The organism is Enterobacter cloacae complex sp. EB5, from assembly GCF_031432835.1.
Lineage (GTDB): Bacteria > Pseudomonadota > Gammaproteobacteria > Enterobacterales > Enterobacteriaceae > Enterobacter > Enterobacter hormaechei_C.
The window spans coordinates 4,592,893-4,606,761 of the sequence record NZ_CP133860.1 but is presented as its reverse complement, the minus strand read 5'-3'; the positions used below and the strand labels follow the sequence as shown (position 1 = coordinate 4,606,761).

12 protein-coding genes and 1 pseudogene are annotated in these 13,869 nt (G+C 56.0%); 8 read left to right on the top strand and 5 right to left on the bottom strand.

Annotated features, from left to right (window positions below):
• Positions 1 to 395: 395 nt before the first annotated feature.
• Together RHN82_RS22065 and RHN82_RS22060 are read left to right on the top strand one after the other, a co-directional pair.
• Complete coding sequence (locus RHN82_RS22065) at positions 396 to 761, top strand: hypothetical protein (protein ID WP_032653447.1); 366 nt, start codon at positions 396 to 398, stop codon at positions 759 to 761.
• A 10-nt stretch (positions 762 to 771) separates the two neighbouring features.
• Positions 772 to 2,868, top strand: a complete 2,097-nt coding sequence (locus RHN82_RS22060; RefSeq protein ID WP_047050816.1) for a pyrroloquinoline quinone-dependent dehydrogenase — start codon at positions 772 to 774, stop codon at positions 2,866 to 2,868.
• Positions 2,869 to 2,941: 73 nt separating this feature from the next.
• Here RHN82_RS22060 and RHN82_RS22055 read toward each other — a convergent pair whose 3' ends face one another.
• Positions 2,942 to 3,532, bottom strand: coding sequence for a DUF4142 domain-containing protein (locus RHN82_RS22055; protein ID WP_047050817.1), 591 nt, complete (start codon positions 3,530 to 3,532; stop codon positions 2,942 to 2,944).
• Between the two features lie 228 nt (positions 3,533 to 3,760).
• Here RHN82_RS22055 and RHN82_RS22050 point away from each other — a divergent pair, with 228 nt between their 5' ends.
• Complete coding sequence (locus tag RHN82_RS22050) at positions 3,761 to 4,039, top strand: DUF1471 domain-containing protein (protein ID WP_003857380.1); 279 nt, start codon at positions 3,761 to 3,763, stop codon at positions 4,037 to 4,039.
• A 295-nt stretch (positions 4,040 to 4,334) separates the two neighbouring features.
• Positions 4,335 to 4,508 carry a GnsA/GnsB family addiction module toxin gene (locus tag RHN82_RS22045; RefSeq protein ID WP_064718041.1) on the top strand — a complete coding sequence of 58 codons (174 nt, stop codon included), beginning with the start codon at positions 4,335 to 4,337 and terminating at the stop codon, positions 4,506 to 4,508.
• Positions 4,509 to 4,604: 96 nt separating this feature from the next.
• Here RHN82_RS22045 and RHN82_RS22040 read toward each other — a convergent pair whose 3' ends face one another.
• Both RHN82_RS22040 and RHN82_RS22035 read right to left on the bottom strand, forming a co-directional pair.
• A complete protein-coding gene (locus RHN82_RS22040) occupies positions 4,605 to 5,441 on the bottom strand; it encodes an alpha/beta fold hydrolase (RefSeq protein WP_047050820.1) in 837 nt (278 codons plus the stop codon).
• A 270-nt stretch (positions 5,442 to 5,711) separates the two neighbouring features.
• Entirely contained in the window at positions 5,712 to 6,701 is a 990-nt protein-coding gene (locus RHN82_RS22035) for a 2-hydroxyacid dehydrogenase (RefSeq protein ID WP_047050821.1), read from the bottom strand.
• A 210-nt stretch (positions 6,702 to 6,911) separates the two neighbouring features.
• Here RHN82_RS22035 and RHN82_RS22030 point away from each other — a divergent pair.
• From RHN82_RS22030 to RHN82_RS22020, 3 genes and pseudogenes are all read left to right on the top strand, one after another.
• Positions 6,912 to 9,551 (top strand): annotated as a pseudogene (locus RHN82_RS22030) (YdbH family protein).
• Positions 9,548 to 9,739 carry a YnbE family lipoprotein gene (locus RHN82_RS22025; RefSeq protein ID WP_003857369.1) on the top strand — a complete coding sequence of 64 codons (192 nt, stop codon included), beginning with the start codon at positions 9,548 to 9,550 and terminating at the stop codon, positions 9,737 to 9,739. Before RHN82_RS22030 ends, RHN82_RS22025 begins: the two are co-directional and overlap by 4 nt.
• Positions 9,740 to 9,746: 7 nt before the next feature.
• Positions 9,747 to 10,064, top strand: coding sequence for a YdbL family protein (locus RHN82_RS22020; protein ID WP_047050823.1), 318 nt, complete (start codon positions 9,747 to 9,749; stop codon positions 10,062 to 10,064).
• Here RHN82_RS22020 and feaR read toward each other — a convergent pair whose 3' ends face one another.
• Entirely contained in the window at positions 10,065 to 10,973 is a 909-nt protein-coding gene (gene feaR / locus RHN82_RS22015; RefSeq protein ID WP_047050824.1) for a transcriptional regulator FeaR, read from the bottom strand.
• 241 nt (positions 10,974 to 11,214) lie between these two features.
• On the opposite strand from feaR, the gene RHN82_RS22010 reads away from it, so the two are divergent.
• Complete coding sequence (locus RHN82_RS22010; RefSeq protein WP_047050825.1) at positions 11,215 to 12,714, top strand: aldehyde dehydrogenase family protein; 1,500 nt, start codon at positions 11,215 to 11,217, stop codon at positions 12,712 to 12,714.
• Positions 12,715 to 12,738: 24 nt separating this feature from the next.
• On the opposite strand, the gene RHN82_RS22005 is transcribed toward RHN82_RS22010, so the two are convergent.
• The gene (locus RHN82_RS22005; RefSeq protein ID WP_047050827.1) at positions 12,739 to 13,845 is read right to left on the bottom strand and encodes a GGDEF domain-containing protein; all 1,107 of its coding nucleotides are present in this window, start codon (positions 13,843 to 13,845) and stop codon (positions 12,739 to 12,741) included.
• Positions 13,846 to 13,869: the final 24 nt, after the last annotated feature.

The following is a 13,869-nucleotide window of genomic DNA, read 5'->3' as shown; positions in this document are numbered from 1 at the left end:
TGTTAATTAAAGAATAAACACCCTGTTTTATTAAGTACCATAAGGCGCCGTCATATTGAAGGGGGGCTTATTTAATTATTTTATTGGGCAGAAAATTATCCCGTTATGCCTGAAATTAAAAAACAGAATGTAGACAATCGCGTAACCCGCTCGTAGCTTTCGAACCGTCTTGTAACATAACGCTCTCTTTATGGTGGCGAAGGGGCACAAGGTGTCTATGCCTGCTATTAAACGCCCCATAAAAAAATCCTCTTCTATACTCAGTTACGTTTAGTGAAATATGCCGCCGCTCCACACGTCGCGTTGCCTTAATAGCGACGGGCAGCAGGGGCATATATCCACGAAAACGCCTTAATGATGGTCAATTTTGCATTTTTCAGAGGGGGACTCCTGGTATGTTGCATTCTCAATCCTCGCGCATCGGCAGCATTTTGCTGCTGCTGAGCGCGATAATAGCCTTCGCGGTGGCGCTATACGCCTGGTGGACGCCGCTTACCGGCGTCACTGGCACCATTGGCGCACTGGGCGTGGTCATTGCCAGCGTAGTGCTGGCGATCCTGACCTTTATGCTACGCGCGGCATCGCGTCGCGGGGCGCGCGTTTTTCTGATTATTGTCACCCTGGTGGTGTTGGCGGGTATTGCTTTCGCCGCCGCGCTGCTGCACCAGTACATCATAACGGCAGCCATGGTGGTCGGCCTGGTGGGTCTGATTATGCTGAGCAGCCATTCCGCCCGTTACAACCATCCCGTCAGAAGCTGAGGAGCCGCCCGTGCACAACGATAAGCATTATCCCTTCATAAAAGTCAGCATGACGGCGCTGGCGCTGCTGGTCGCTCCGCTCGCGCTACAGGCGCAGGATAAGGCCGCTGAAGCCTCTCAGGGGACCCAGAAATCACTGAATGTTGATGCGGCCGATCAGCAGGCGCCCGGAACCACAAAAACCACCGACGATGCCTCAACCGGCAGCGGTGACGAAAAGAAAGTCGCCTCGGCCAGCCAGCCGGCGACGCCGCTGGTGCCCGGCACCGCCACCTGGGACAGCTTCCACGGCCAGCTTAACGCGCAGAAATACAGTCCGCTGACCCAAATTACGGCGTATAACGTCGGGAAATTAACGAAAGTCTGGGAGTTCCATACCGGCGATGTCTCGGATGGTAAAGGCGATACGCCAGCTACCGTCTGGTCCGCAACGCCCATTTTCGCCAACGATACGCTCTACATTGGCACGCCATTCGATCGCCTGATTGCGCTGGATCCGGGGACGGGTAAAGAGAAGTGGCACTATGACACCAAATCGTCGCGCAAGGCGCTGACCCAGCCGGTGCTGAAAAACCGCGGCGTTTCCTACTGGCAGGCCAAAAATCCGGTGAGCGGAGAGGCATGCCAGAAGATGGTTTATATGGGCACCGTTGACGGTAAGCTCTTTGCGCTGGATGCCGATTCAGGCAAACCGTGCAGCGGCTTTGCGGACAACGGCGTGCTGGATCTGAACCAGTGGAACACCGTTAACGCGAAGTATCCGCTCTCTGTCCTGCAACCGCCAACCGTTGTCGGCAACCACCTTCTGGTGGGCTGGGCCGGGAAAGACTGGGCCTATGCCGAAGCCCCTCCGGGCACCGTATTTTCAGTCAACGCCCAGACCGGTAAGCTTGAGTGGACCTTTGAGGCGATCCCGGCAGAGATCCGCAAGCGTACCGGTACCGCCAACGTCTGGACGCACATGTCCGCCGATGAGGCCAACGGTCTGGTCTATCTCCCGGTCTCCTCGCCGTCTCCCAACTACTGGGGCGGCAACCGCGTAGACGCTATTCCGCTTGGCACCTCGACCACCGCGCTGGACATCAACACTGGTAAAGTGGTCTGGTCCCGTCAATGGGTACACCACGACGTCTGGGATTACGATATTAACTCCGCCCCGACGCTGATGGACATCACCGTAGACGGCAAGCAGATCCCGGCGCTGATTCAGGCCACCAAGCAGGGTTTCCTGTTTGTGGTTAACCGCCTGACGGGGGAGGACGTATGGCCAATCGAAGAACGTCCGGTTCCGCAGGGTGATGGTTCGGTCCAGGGCGAAGTTCTCTCGCCTACGCAACCGTTCCCGACCAAACCCGCGCCGCTGCTCGACCAGTCGAAAAAACCAGAAATCTGGAAGCTGGCGGATATCGTCGGTGGCGGCCAGTGCTCCCGCCTGTGGGATAACCTGACCTATGAGGGAATGTATACCCCGCCAACCACCAAAGGCGAAGGCACGCTCACCTATCCCGATAGCGCTGGCGGCGTACAGTGGGGCGGGGTGGCGTTCGATCCGCAAAAACAGATCGCCATCGTCAACACCTCGCATATCGTTCAGTACGTGAAGCTCTACAGCCGTGAGGATTACGATAACGCAGACAAAGACTCCGGCAACGAAAGCGGCTTTGCCCCACAGGAAGGCGCCCCGTACGGTATGCGTCTGCTGGTGGCGAGCAACTGGCTGGGCATGCCGTGCTGGAAGCCGCCGTTTGGTGAAATCGTGGCGCTGGACATGCACACGGGCGATGTGAAATGGCGTCGTCCGATTGGTGCTTCTCAGCAGTATGGCTTCTTCATGCCGGAAAGCTGGGGTTCGCCTACCATTGGCGGTCCGGCAGTGACGGCGGGCGGCGTGATCTTCATCGGTGCCTCAATGGATGCCAAAGTGCGTGCCTACTCGGTCGAGAGCGGTGAAGAGCTGTGGTCCGATCAGGCAGAAGCTCCGGCGGTAGCGAACCCGTCCGTCTATGAATATAAAGGTCGGCAGTATGTGGCCTTCGTGGCAGGCGGGAATACGATCCTGAAGGATCAGGTGGGCGATCAGGTGGTTGTTTACGCCTTGCCGGAATAATTCACCTGGAAGGGAAAATGAAGTGGGGCCTGCGGGCCCCACCTTATTTTGCAGTAGTCGTTTTACCGACACGTTATTTATCGGCTGATGCGCCAGCACGCGTTGACATCTGCTCGGCGGACTTCAGGTGCTGCTCAACCACCGGCGTATGTTCGTTCGCCAGAGCCTTCACATCCGGATCGTCGATTTTACTGGCATCGCTTTTAAGCTTCGACAGCACCTTCTCGTGGTCCTTCACGCCAGCATATTCCATATACATCTTGTCAAAAGCGTCACCGCGCTGGTTTTCCAGCCTTGAGTTCAGGGCTTTATGCGCGGCGTCAGGCTCGGTCGGCAGCTCCACGCCCTTTTTCTGGGCAACGGCCTGGACTTTGGTCAGCGCAGCGCCGTGATCGTCGACCATTTTCTGGGCGAATGTTTTCACTTCATTGCTTTGGGCCTTGTCGAGGGCGAGCCTGGCGGCCGCAACTTCGTTGATATTGGCCTGCGCCATGTCTTTTAACGCTTTCTCGTCGCCGGAGCTGAGTCTGGCGTCCGGTTGAGCCTGGCCCGCAGTTTGAGTTTGCGCGGCGCTAGTTGTCTGGGCTTGTACGCCAACGGTGCTGAACATTGCTGCAACTGCTGATACGGCTAGCAGCCTTTTCAGGGTTTTACTCGTGTGCATATTGTTCTCCTGATGGTCATGGTACAGGTAAGTTTCGGTTGCTTCAGGCGCAACCGGGCAGATAAATGCTCACTACATGGGTCAGTATAGTAGATGAACCTGCTGCACCCGCTGTTCAGGTCAGTGATGGCTGGAAGTGATGCTCAATCCTTCTACAATATTGATACGGATCATTTACATATTTGGTGCTAATGTTAAATATATAGATTCATCAACAGGAGGAATGATATGAAAAAAGCACTATTAGGGAGTGTATTGGCTTTAACAGTAGCAAGCTTCGGCGCATCTGCGGCAGATATGATTTCCAAGGATGAAGCGCACCACTTCAAACTTGAATACCTTGGTAATGTATCTGTAGGGGCTTCAGGTGGACAAATTTCTTCACCTTCAGATCTTCATCAGAAACTCTCCAAACTGGCAGACGAGAAGGGCGGGAAATACTACGTCATTATCGCTGCCCGTGAGCATGGCCCTAACTTCCAGGCCGTCGCAGAAGTCTTTAAATAATTTTCTCGAATAACTCAAAAACCCGCTTCTGGCGGGTTTTTTGCTTATATACCGCCAAAAAAATGCCCCTGATGCGGGGCGAGTGTGAGTCAAATCTTATCTTTTGTTTATGTGCTCTAAGGCGTTGGGACAATAACACCTTGAAGAAATAATGCAATCTAAATGCTTATTTTAAATGCAAGACTCACCTGGAGGCGAAGACAGCAGACGTAACGCAGATAGTCTACGCTTTACATAAGCTTATGGTAAAAGCCAGTTAGAAAATGGAAACAGTAAACGGTCGCAAGAGGTAAACATGAAAGTTGACGCAATGACGCAAAAGGCAGAAGAAGAAATTTCAGCGCTTATAGCCAAAAAAATTGCAGAGCTACGAAAAAAAACAGGGCAGGAAGTGTCTGAAATTGAGTTTACTGCGCGTGAGGCCATGACAGGCCTTGAGGGGTATGAGGTAAAAATCAAACTCCTGTAATCGTCTTTTCCTGAAATGGTCGCTCATGTGGTTTTTTCTATAACCGTGAAAGAGAACCGGGCATAGCGCCCGGTTTTTTATGGATAATCAACGTCTTTATGAGCGAATAAATGCCAGGATATCGGCATTTATGGTATCGGCATGAGTAGTATGCATCCCGTGCGGGAAGCCTGGATAAATTTTAAGTTCGCTGTTTGCGAGCAGCTTGTCCTGTAGAAGGGCGGCATTTTTATACGGTACGACCTGATCGTCATCGCCCTGCAACACAAGGACAGGAACCGTGATGGCTTTGAGATCGTCCGTCTGGTCGGTCTCTGAAAACGCCTTAATGCCTTCATAGTGGGCTTTGGCGCTACCAATCATACCCTGACGCCACCAGTTCTGGATCGTGCCCTGCGAAACGTCTGCTCCATCCCGGTTAAATCCATAGAACGGACCGCTGGCTACGTCGAGGTAAAACTGGGCGCGGTTAGCTGCCAGCGCCTGGCGGAAGCCGTCGAACACCTCAATGGGCGTTCCGCCGGGGTTAGCGTCGGTTTTGACCATCAGCGGTGGAACGGCGCTAACCAGTACCGCTTTGGCCACTCGCCCCTGAGGCTGACCGTACTTCGCCACGTATCTGGCGACCTGGCCTCCGCCGGTGGAGTGGCCGACGTGCACGGCATTACGCAGATCGAGGCTTTCAACCACGGCCGATGCGTCGGAGGCATAATGATCCATATCGTGACCTTCACTCACCTGATCGGAACGACCATGACCACGACGGTCGATGGCGATGACGCGGAAGCCTTCAGCAAGGAAAAAGAGCATCTGATTATCCCAGTCATCGGCGCTCAGCGGCCAGCCGTGATGGAAAACAATAGGCTGCGCCTCTTTCGGACCCCAGTCTTTGTAATAAATACTGACACCATCTTTCGTTGTTACGAATGCCATATTTCAGACTCCTCTGCTAATGGCAAAAATGTGTGAAGGCTAAGTAAATAGCCCAGCATTTAAGAACGTAATAAAATTGACTTATATTAATCTTATTACCGATGTATCCGCTTAAAGTGTAGAAGGGTTCCTGAAAACAGTTATAGGTTTATTTTATAGGGTCATTATAAATTTTAAACGAAATAGCCCTTATACACGCCGGGCACTGTTATTTTTCCGATGGGCTTATTATTGGCCGGGCAGAGGTCACCGCCACCCGGCCTGAAGGTCTTAAACGATCGCGTTCGGGCACGCTTCGCCCTTTTCGAGTTGACGCAAATTCCCCAGCGTGGTTTCTGAAATGCTGATCAGCGCTTCGGCAGTCAGGAACGCCTGGTGACCGGTGAACAACACGTTGTGACAGGCCGACAGGCGACGGAACACGTCGTCCTGGATCACGTCGTTAGATTTATCCTCAAAGAACAGATCGCGTTCGTTCTCATACACATCCATACCCAACGCGCCAATTTTTTGCGTTTTCAATGCTTCGATAGCCGCCTGAGAGTCGATCAGCCCGCCGCGGCTGGTATTGATGATCATCACGCCGTCTTTCATCTGGTCGAACGCCGACTGGTTCAGCAGATGATAGTTTTCCGGGGTCAGCGGGCAGTGCAGGGAGATTACGTCAGACTGCGAGAAGAGCGTTTTCAGATCGACATACTCCACGCCCAGCTCCAGCGCAGCGGCGCTTGGGTACGGATCAAACGCCAGCAGGCGCATGCCAAATCCTTTCAGGATGCGAAGGGCGGCCACGCCAATTTTGCCGGTACCGATCACGCCTGCGGTTTTACCGTACATGGTAAAGCCGGTCAGCCCTTCCAGAGAGAAGTTGGCATCACGGGTACGCTGATAGGCACGGTGAATACGACGGTTGAGCGACATCATCATCCCGACGGCATGTTCTGCCACGGCTTCCGGAGAATAGGCCGGGACGCGAACGACCTTCAGACCCAGCTCTTTGGCGGCATCGAGATCGACGTTGTTAAAGCCCGCGCAGCGCAGGGCAACGTATTTCACGCCCTGTTTTTTCAACTCTTCCAGCACCGGTCGGCTACCGTCGTCGTTAACGAAGATACACACGCCTTCGCAGCCGTGGGCGGTTTTAGCCGTCTTTTCAGTCAGCAGAAAGTCGAAAAATTCAAGATCGAAACCGTACGTCTCGTTAACATGTTGCAGATACTTTTTGTCGTACTGCTTTGTGCTATATACCGCGAGTTTCATAAGACTTTCTCCAGTGATTTTGGAACCACGTTAGCATGTTTAAAATTATCTTACAATTTTTCAAAATTCATTGAAATCAATAAGTTCTATGAATTATTGTAGAGCATCTACTCTTAAAAATGGCATTACCTTCAACTGACTGGCTAAACATGCGACAATGAGCGGCAAGAACGGCTTATTTTTTTCGCAAAATCAGGATATTAACTGCCCATGAAGGGTAAATACAAAGCCGCAATCGCGCTATTACTGCTGCTATTTCTTGTGCCGCTGACGCTGCTGATGACGCTCGCCCAGTGGGTACCCACGCTCGCCGGGATCTGGCTCCCCGTCGGAACGCGCATCGCGTTTGAAAAAAGCCCACGGCTCACGCGTCACGCCCTGATCATCCCCGATCTCCGCTATCTGGTAGAAGAGTGTGAAATTGCCCGCGTGGAAAACGTGACCCTGTCACACCCCAGCCGCTGGGATCTGGATATTGGCGCACTTACACTTAACTCTGTCTGCCTGAGTAAATTACCGCAATCGGCGCCATCTACGGTGGCGCCGAAAACGCTGGCGCAGTGGCAGGCCATCCTGCCCAACACCTGGCTGACCATCCACCGTTTTACCCTTTCTCCCTGGCAGCAGTGGGAGGGTGAGCTGCATGCCTCACTGACGCCAGCCCGCTAGGACATCACCTATAAAGGCGAGCAGGTGAGCATTAAGGGGCAGTTGCGCGGCCAGACCCTCTCTATCAGCCAGTTCGATGTGCAACTGCCGGATCAGCCGCAGCCCGTGAAGCTGGTCGGTGAATTTACCCTGCCGCTGGTGCCGGACGGCGTGCCGGTGAAAGGGCATACGGTCGCGACCTTTAACGTGCCACAGTTATCCTCGCTGGTCGATGCCGATCTGGACTGGGAGGACAATCAGGGCCATCTGGTGGTCATGGTGCGGGACAACCCCGATCCGCTGCTCGATTTACCGTGGCAGATCACCGCTCAGCAGCTGACCATCAGCGACGGACGCTGGAACTGGTCAGCCTCCGGTATGCCGATGAGCGGTCGCGTCGGGCTGAAAGTGGATAACTGGCAGCAGGGGCTGGAGAAAGCCACCTTCACGGGGCGGCTCAACGTGCTGACCGAGGGAGATGCGGGTAAGGGCAACGCGGTGCTGAATATCGGTCCCGGCTCGCTCAGTATGGATAACAGCGCTATGCCGCTGCACCTGAGCGGGGAAGCCAAGCAAAACGATCTGATCCTGTATGCCAGGCTCCCGGCGATGCTGACCGGCAGCCTTTACGATCCGCAGCTTACGTTTGAACCCGGCGCTTTATTGCGCTCGCGCGGGCGCATCATCGACTCGCTGGATATCGATGAGATCCGCTGGCCGCTGGCGGGCGTGAAGCTTACGCAGAAGGGCGTGGACGGCCGCCTGCAAGCCATTCTGCGGGCGCATGAAAACGAGATGGGCGACTTTGAGCTGCATCTGGACGGCCAGGCTAACGACTTTTTACCGGACAACGGTGTGTGGCAGTGGCGCTACTGGGGTAAAGGGAATTTCACGCCGATGAACGCGCGCTGGGATGTCCGGGGAACCGGGGAGTGGCGCGACAACGTTATCGAACTGACTGATCTTTCCACGGGTTTCGACAAATTGCAGTACGGTACGATGCTGGTCAGCAAGCCGCGCCTGGTGCTGGATCACCCGGTGCGCTGGTCGCGGGACCCGGATAACCCCACCTTTAGCGGCGCGCTCGCGCTTAACGCCGGGCAAACAAGCTTTTCAGGCGGAAGCGTGCTGCCGCCGTCCGTTTTGACCTTCAGCGTTGACGGGACAGACCCGACGGTGTTCCAGTTTAAAGGGAACCTGCATGCGGACGACATCGGCCCGGTCCAGGTGAATGGACGCTGGGACGGCGAACGCCTTCGCGGTCAGGCCTGGTGGCCAAAACAGTCTCTTACGGTGTTTCAGCCGCTGATCCCGCCAGACTGGAAAATGACCCTGCGCGGCGGCGAAATGTACGCGCAGGTGGCTTTCTCCGCGGCTCCCGATCAGGGGTTTGAGGCCGGGGGGCACGGGGTGCTGAAAGCGGGCAGCGCGTGGATGCCGGATAACGAAATCAACGGCGTGGATTTTGTTCTGCCGTTCCGCTTAAGCCAGGGCACCTGGTCGCTGGGCACGCGCGGGCCGGTAACGTTACGAATCGACGAGGTGAAAAACCTGGTCACAGCCCGAAATATCACCGCGGATCTCCAGGGCGATTATCCCTGGACCGAAGCGAACCCGCTCCTGCTCACCAACGTGAAGGTGGAAGCGCTCGGCGGGAAAATCACCATGCAGCAGTTGAGAATGCCGCAGCACGATCCGGCTTTACTGCGCGTGGATAATATTTCCTCCAGCGAACTGATAAGCGCGGTGAATCCGAAGCAGTTTGCCATGTCCGGCCCGGTGAGCGGCGCGCTGCCGTTCTGGCTGGACAATGAAAAATGGATCATTAAAGATGGCTGGCTGACCAACCCGGGGCCGATGACGCTGCGCATCGACCAGGACACGGCGGATGCCATTGTGAAAGACAATATGGTTGCCGGGGCGGCGATCAACTGGCTCCGCTATATGGAAATTTCACAGTCGTGGACAAAACTCAATGTGGATAATCTGGGTGTGTTAACCATGCAGGCGGCCATTAAAGGCACCAGCCGCGTCGAGGGCAAAAGCAGTTTCGTTAACCTGAATTACACCCATGAAGAGAACATTTTTACCCTCTGGCGCAGCCTGCGCTTTGGGGACAATCTGCAAACATGGTTTGAGCAACATGCGGCGATACCCCTTCTCCGCAGTTCGACAGGCAAGGAAAGTGAGGAACAACAATGAAAAAGAGGGCTGGTGTACTCACCGTGGCCGTCGTCGCGCTGCTGTCAGGCTGCACGCCGCGCATTGAAGTGGCGGCGCCCAAAGAGCCGATCACCATCAACATGAACGTGAAAATCGAGCATGAAATCCATATCAAGGTGGATAAAGACGTTGAAGCCCTGCTGAAATCCCGCAGCGATCTGTTCTGAGGATGCCATGAAACGATTAGCTCTGATGTTACTGGCGCTGGGGATGAACGTTCACGCCGCCACGCTTACGCTCAACGATGCGCGTGCCCAGGGGCGCGTAGGGGAAACCCTGAGCGGCTATCTTGCGCCCGTTCAGCACGATGCTGAAACCCTGGCGCTGGTGAACCGTATCAACGCCGCACGCACGGAAAGTTACCAGCAGCTGGCTGACAGTAATAATTTGCCCGTCGACGAGGTGGCGAAAATGGCGGGGCAAAAGCTGGTGGCCCGCGCGCAGCCGGGTGAGTACGTGAAGGGGATTAACGACAAGTGGCTGAAAAAATAGCTAGCGATAACGCCTGCGGTATTCGCCCGGCGAAACCCCGAAACGCTGCTTAAAGGCGGTGGAAAAATGGCTATGGTCGGTGAAACCCCAGCTGTAGCCAATCCCCGCCAGCTTTTCGTCATCGCTGATGGAACGCAGCGCCTGAGCGCATAAATCGAGGCGACGGTTCTTAATATACTGCGCCACCACCAGCCCTTTCCCGGCAAACATGCGGTACAAGCTACGCACGGACATGCCACTCTCTGAGGCTATCCACTCCGGTCTTAACGCCTCCGACTGAATATGATCATCAATTAGGGACAAAACGTGGCGGAACTGACGCTCCTTGCGCGGCAGCTCCTCGTCACGCTGCTGGAAGGCCGGACGCAGCAGACACACCATCGCCTCAAGCGCCGCTTCGCTTTCACTGGCGCTGAGATCGGCATTGCCCATGCTCTCCTGTAGCAGTCGGTAGCTCAGCTGTACGGTAGGCAGACTGCGGGAGAGGGGCAGCGCGCACCTCACTTCCTGAAAGCGCGCGTGTTGCTCAATGATTTGTCGCGGGAGCAGGAGCGAAATCTGGCGGGAACGCTCCTGCCAGTAAATGGAGCACGGGCGGGAGGCGTCAATCAGCGTGATATCCCCGGCTTTCAGCATCGCGCGCTGGTCGTCCTGTTCGATTCCGGCGCTGCCTTCCAGCTGAAACACGGTGTAGAACCAGGCGTCGTTGCCGTTTTTGATCTCCTGACGGGTGCGAAACAGGTTAACGCCTGCGGCGGTCACCGTGCTCAGCTTCAGACTTTGGGTGTAGCTGGTTTCCAGCTCGCCGAGAAACGCCCCCTCTAACGGACGTGCCGCAAAGCGCCCACAAACCTGGTTAATTTGCGCCAGCCACTGCTGAAAATTGTCCTGTTCGCTTGCACACGCCATTGATGTTCTCGCTGCACCGTCACTGTTTTCGCATTGTTGCATTTATGTTGCATTTTGTCAGGGCTACGAGGCTGACTATAGGAAAGAACACTCAACGGTTACAGCGATATAAGCGGGAATTATCACGATTTGCGGAGCCTGTCACAGCTGGCAAAGCGAATGTCACACAGACAAAAGCAGGAATGCGAATCCCCTCTTAGACTGCATACACACCCTGCGAAGCATAACGAAGGAGTATCCTATGTCCGAATCACACGTCGCCATCCTGCCAGGCGTGCAGCAGTTTTTAGATCGCCAGCACGGCCTGTGGATCGAAGGGCGTCAGGCGGCATCCGATAGCGAAAAGCGTCTGAACGTCTACAACCCGGCGACCGGAGAGGTTATCGCCACCACCGCCGATGCCAGCGTCGATGATGTCGATCGTGCGGTGATGTCTGGCTGGCGCGCCTTTGTCGCCCGAAGCTGGGCCGGACGGCTGCCGGCAGAGCGTGAACGCATCCTGCTGCGGTTTGCGGATCTGGTGGAACAGCATGGCGAAGAGCTGGCACAGCTCGAAACCCTGGAGCAGGGGAAATCGATTAACATTTCCCGCGCCTTCGAGGTGGGCTGCACCCTGAACTGGATGCGCTACACGGCAGGGCTGACCACCAAAATTGCCGGTAAAACCCTCGATCTCTCGATTCCACTGCCGCAGGGCGCGCGTTATCAGGCGTGGACGCGTAAAGAGCCGGTGGGCGTCGTGGCGGGGATTGTGCCGTGGAACTTCCCGCTGATGATTGGCATGTGGAAAGTGATGCCCGCGCTGGCGGCAGGTTGCTCCATCGTGATCAAACCGTCGGAAACCACGCCGCTCACCCTGTTACGGGCGGCGGAACTGGCGAGCGAGGCGGGGATCCCGGAGGGCGTTTTCAACGTGGTGACCGGCAGTGGCGCCGTCTGTGGCGCGGCGCTGACCTCGCACCCGCGCATTGCCAAAGTGAGCTTTACCGGTTCGACGGCGACGGGCAAGCAGATTGCCCGCGCGGCGGCGGACACGCTAACGGGCGTGACGCTGGAGCTGGGCGGCAAAAACCCGGCCATCGTGCTGAAAGATGCCGATCCGGCGTGGGTGATTGAAGGGCTGATGACCGGCAGCTTCCTGAATCAGGGGCAGGTCTGCGCGGCCAGCTCGCGTATTTATATTGAGGCTCCGCTGTTCGACACGCTGGTCAGCGGGTTTGAACAGGCCGTGAAATCCCTGAGCGTCGGGCCGGGCATGTCGCCGGAGGCGTTTATCAACCCGCTGGTGTCGCGCGCCCACTGCGATAAGGTTCAGGCGTTCCTGGATGAGGCGAAGGCGCACAATGCGGAGCTGATCGCCGGGAACCGGGGGCCAGACGGCAAAGGCTATTACGTTTCGCCAACGCTGGTGGTCAACCCGGATAATCATCTGCGACTGACGCGTGAAGAGGTCTTCGGGCCGGTGGTGAACCTGGTCCGTGTGGCCGACGGGGAAGAGGCGCTTCAGCTGGCGAACGACACTGAATATGGCTTAACGGCCAGCGTCTGGACGCAGAACATCAGTAAAGCGCTGGCGTATACCGACAGGTTACAGGCCGGTACCGTGTGGGTGAACAGCCACACGCTGATAGACGCCAACCTGCCGTTCGGCGGCATGAAGCAGTCTGGCACCGGGCGCGATTTCGGCCCCGACTGGCTGGATGGCTGGTGTGAAACCAAGTCGGTGTGTGTGCGGTATTAAAAAAAAGCCGCCACCCGGCATTATTTAACGCGACCACCGATCCCGCCCGGCCTCTTTCGCCCTGTACAGCGCCGCATCGGCGCGGGCGATGATTTCCGGGCCAGCCAGCCCTGCGGAATAGCCTGCAATGCCTATACTCGCCGTCACACATTCACTCACCTTCGACGCGCTGTGTGGAATGGCGGCGGTGCGCAGGCCAGTCTGGATCCGCGCGGCGACTTTCTCAGCAACGCTTTCTTCACAGTCAAAGAGGATCACCACAAACTCCTCGCCACCGTAGCGCGAAACCACATCCTCTGGCGTGCGCACCGAGGTGTTCAGCACCTCTGCCACCCGTGCAAGACAGGCATCTCCCGCCTGGTGACCATAGGTGTCGTTATACAGTTTGAAGTAATCGACATCCAGCATCAGCACCGCGAAGCGTTTGCCTTGCTCCACGGCGTTTTCCAGCACCAGCTCCATCGCCCGGCGGTTGGCCGTTTTCGTCAGCGGATCCTGATGGGCCAGCGCATCCAGCCGCGAAATTAAACGCTGATTCTGCTGATTGCGACGCCACGCCTCTTCAAACCAGCTCAACAGGATATAGCGCCCGCACACGAGAATGAACGTGAACACCACCCACAGCCCGGCAAAGCGATAATTAATTTCCTGATTCAGCAGCATGCTGGCAACGGGCAGGCTTATCCATAGCGGAACGGTGAAGGAGAGCAGTGCCACCGGGTGAAAATAGAGCGCGGTCATACCGGCCATCAGCAGGGTAACGAATATAGGCCAGGGATGCGGAAGATGTAAAACGTTGATAAACCAGTAACAACTTATCGACCACAGCAGGCTGCACATGAACAAAACGGCGCTGACGCCGCGGATGTGGCGCCAGGCCATGATCACCAGCGCCACGGAAAGGATCACCACGCCCAGCATGGTGGCGTCAATCATCTGCCGCAGAGGGGGGCTGATGTGCAGGAGGGCATCGATATGGCCGAACAGCGAATTGCGCAGCAGGACCATAAGGGCAAAGCTGGCATTCACAAAGGCGAGCCACGGCAGGTTCACGGCCAGCCCGTGAACAACCATTGATTTACGGGTAGGCCATGTCGCGGGTTCGGGTGTGGCTGGATGTCTTTTTTCCATTGAAGAGAATTTTCCTTGAGCGGG

Coding starts and splice junctions, on each gene's coding strand:
- RHN82_RS22065 (WP_032653447.1), top strand. CDS start 396: ATGTTGCATTCTCAATCCTCGCGCATCGGCAGCATTTTGCTGCTGCTG.
- RHN82_RS22055 (WP_047050817.1), bottom strand. CDS start 3,532: ATGCACACGAGTAAAACCCTGAAAAGGCTGCTAGCCGTATCAGCAGTT.
- RHN82_RS22050 (WP_003857380.1), top strand. CDS start 3,761: ATGAAAAAAGCACTATTAGGGAGTGTATTGGCTTTAACAGTAGCAAGC.
- RHN82_RS22045 (WP_064718041.1), top strand. CDS start 4,335: ATGAAAGTTGACGCAATGACGCAAAAGGCAGAAGAAGAAATTTCAGCG.
- RHN82_RS22040 (WP_047050820.1), bottom strand. CDS start 5,441: ATGGCATTCGTAACAACGAAAGATGGTGTCAGTATTTATTACAAAGAC.
- RHN82_RS22035 (WP_047050821.1), bottom strand. CDS start 6,701: ATGAAACTCGCGGTATATAGCACAAAGCAGTACGACAAAAAGTATCTG.
- RHN82_RS22025 (WP_003857369.1), top strand. CDS start 9,548: ATGAAAAAGAGGGCTGGTGTACTCACCGTGGCCGTCGTCGCGCTGCTG.
- RHN82_RS22020 (WP_047050823.1), top strand. CDS start 9,747: ATGAAACGATTAGCTCTGATGTTACTGGCGCTGGGGATGAACGTTCAC.
- feaR (WP_047050824.1), bottom strand. CDS start 10,973: ATGGCGTGTGCAAGCGAACAGGACAATTTTCAGCAGTGGCTGGCGCAA.
- RHN82_RS22010 (WP_047050825.1), top strand. CDS start 11,215: ATGTCCGAATCACACGTCGCCATCCTGCCAGGCGTGCAGCAGTTTTTA.
- RHN82_RS22005 (WP_047050827.1), bottom strand. CDS start 13,845: ATGGAAAAAAGACATCCAGCCACACCCGAACCCGCGACATGGCCTACC.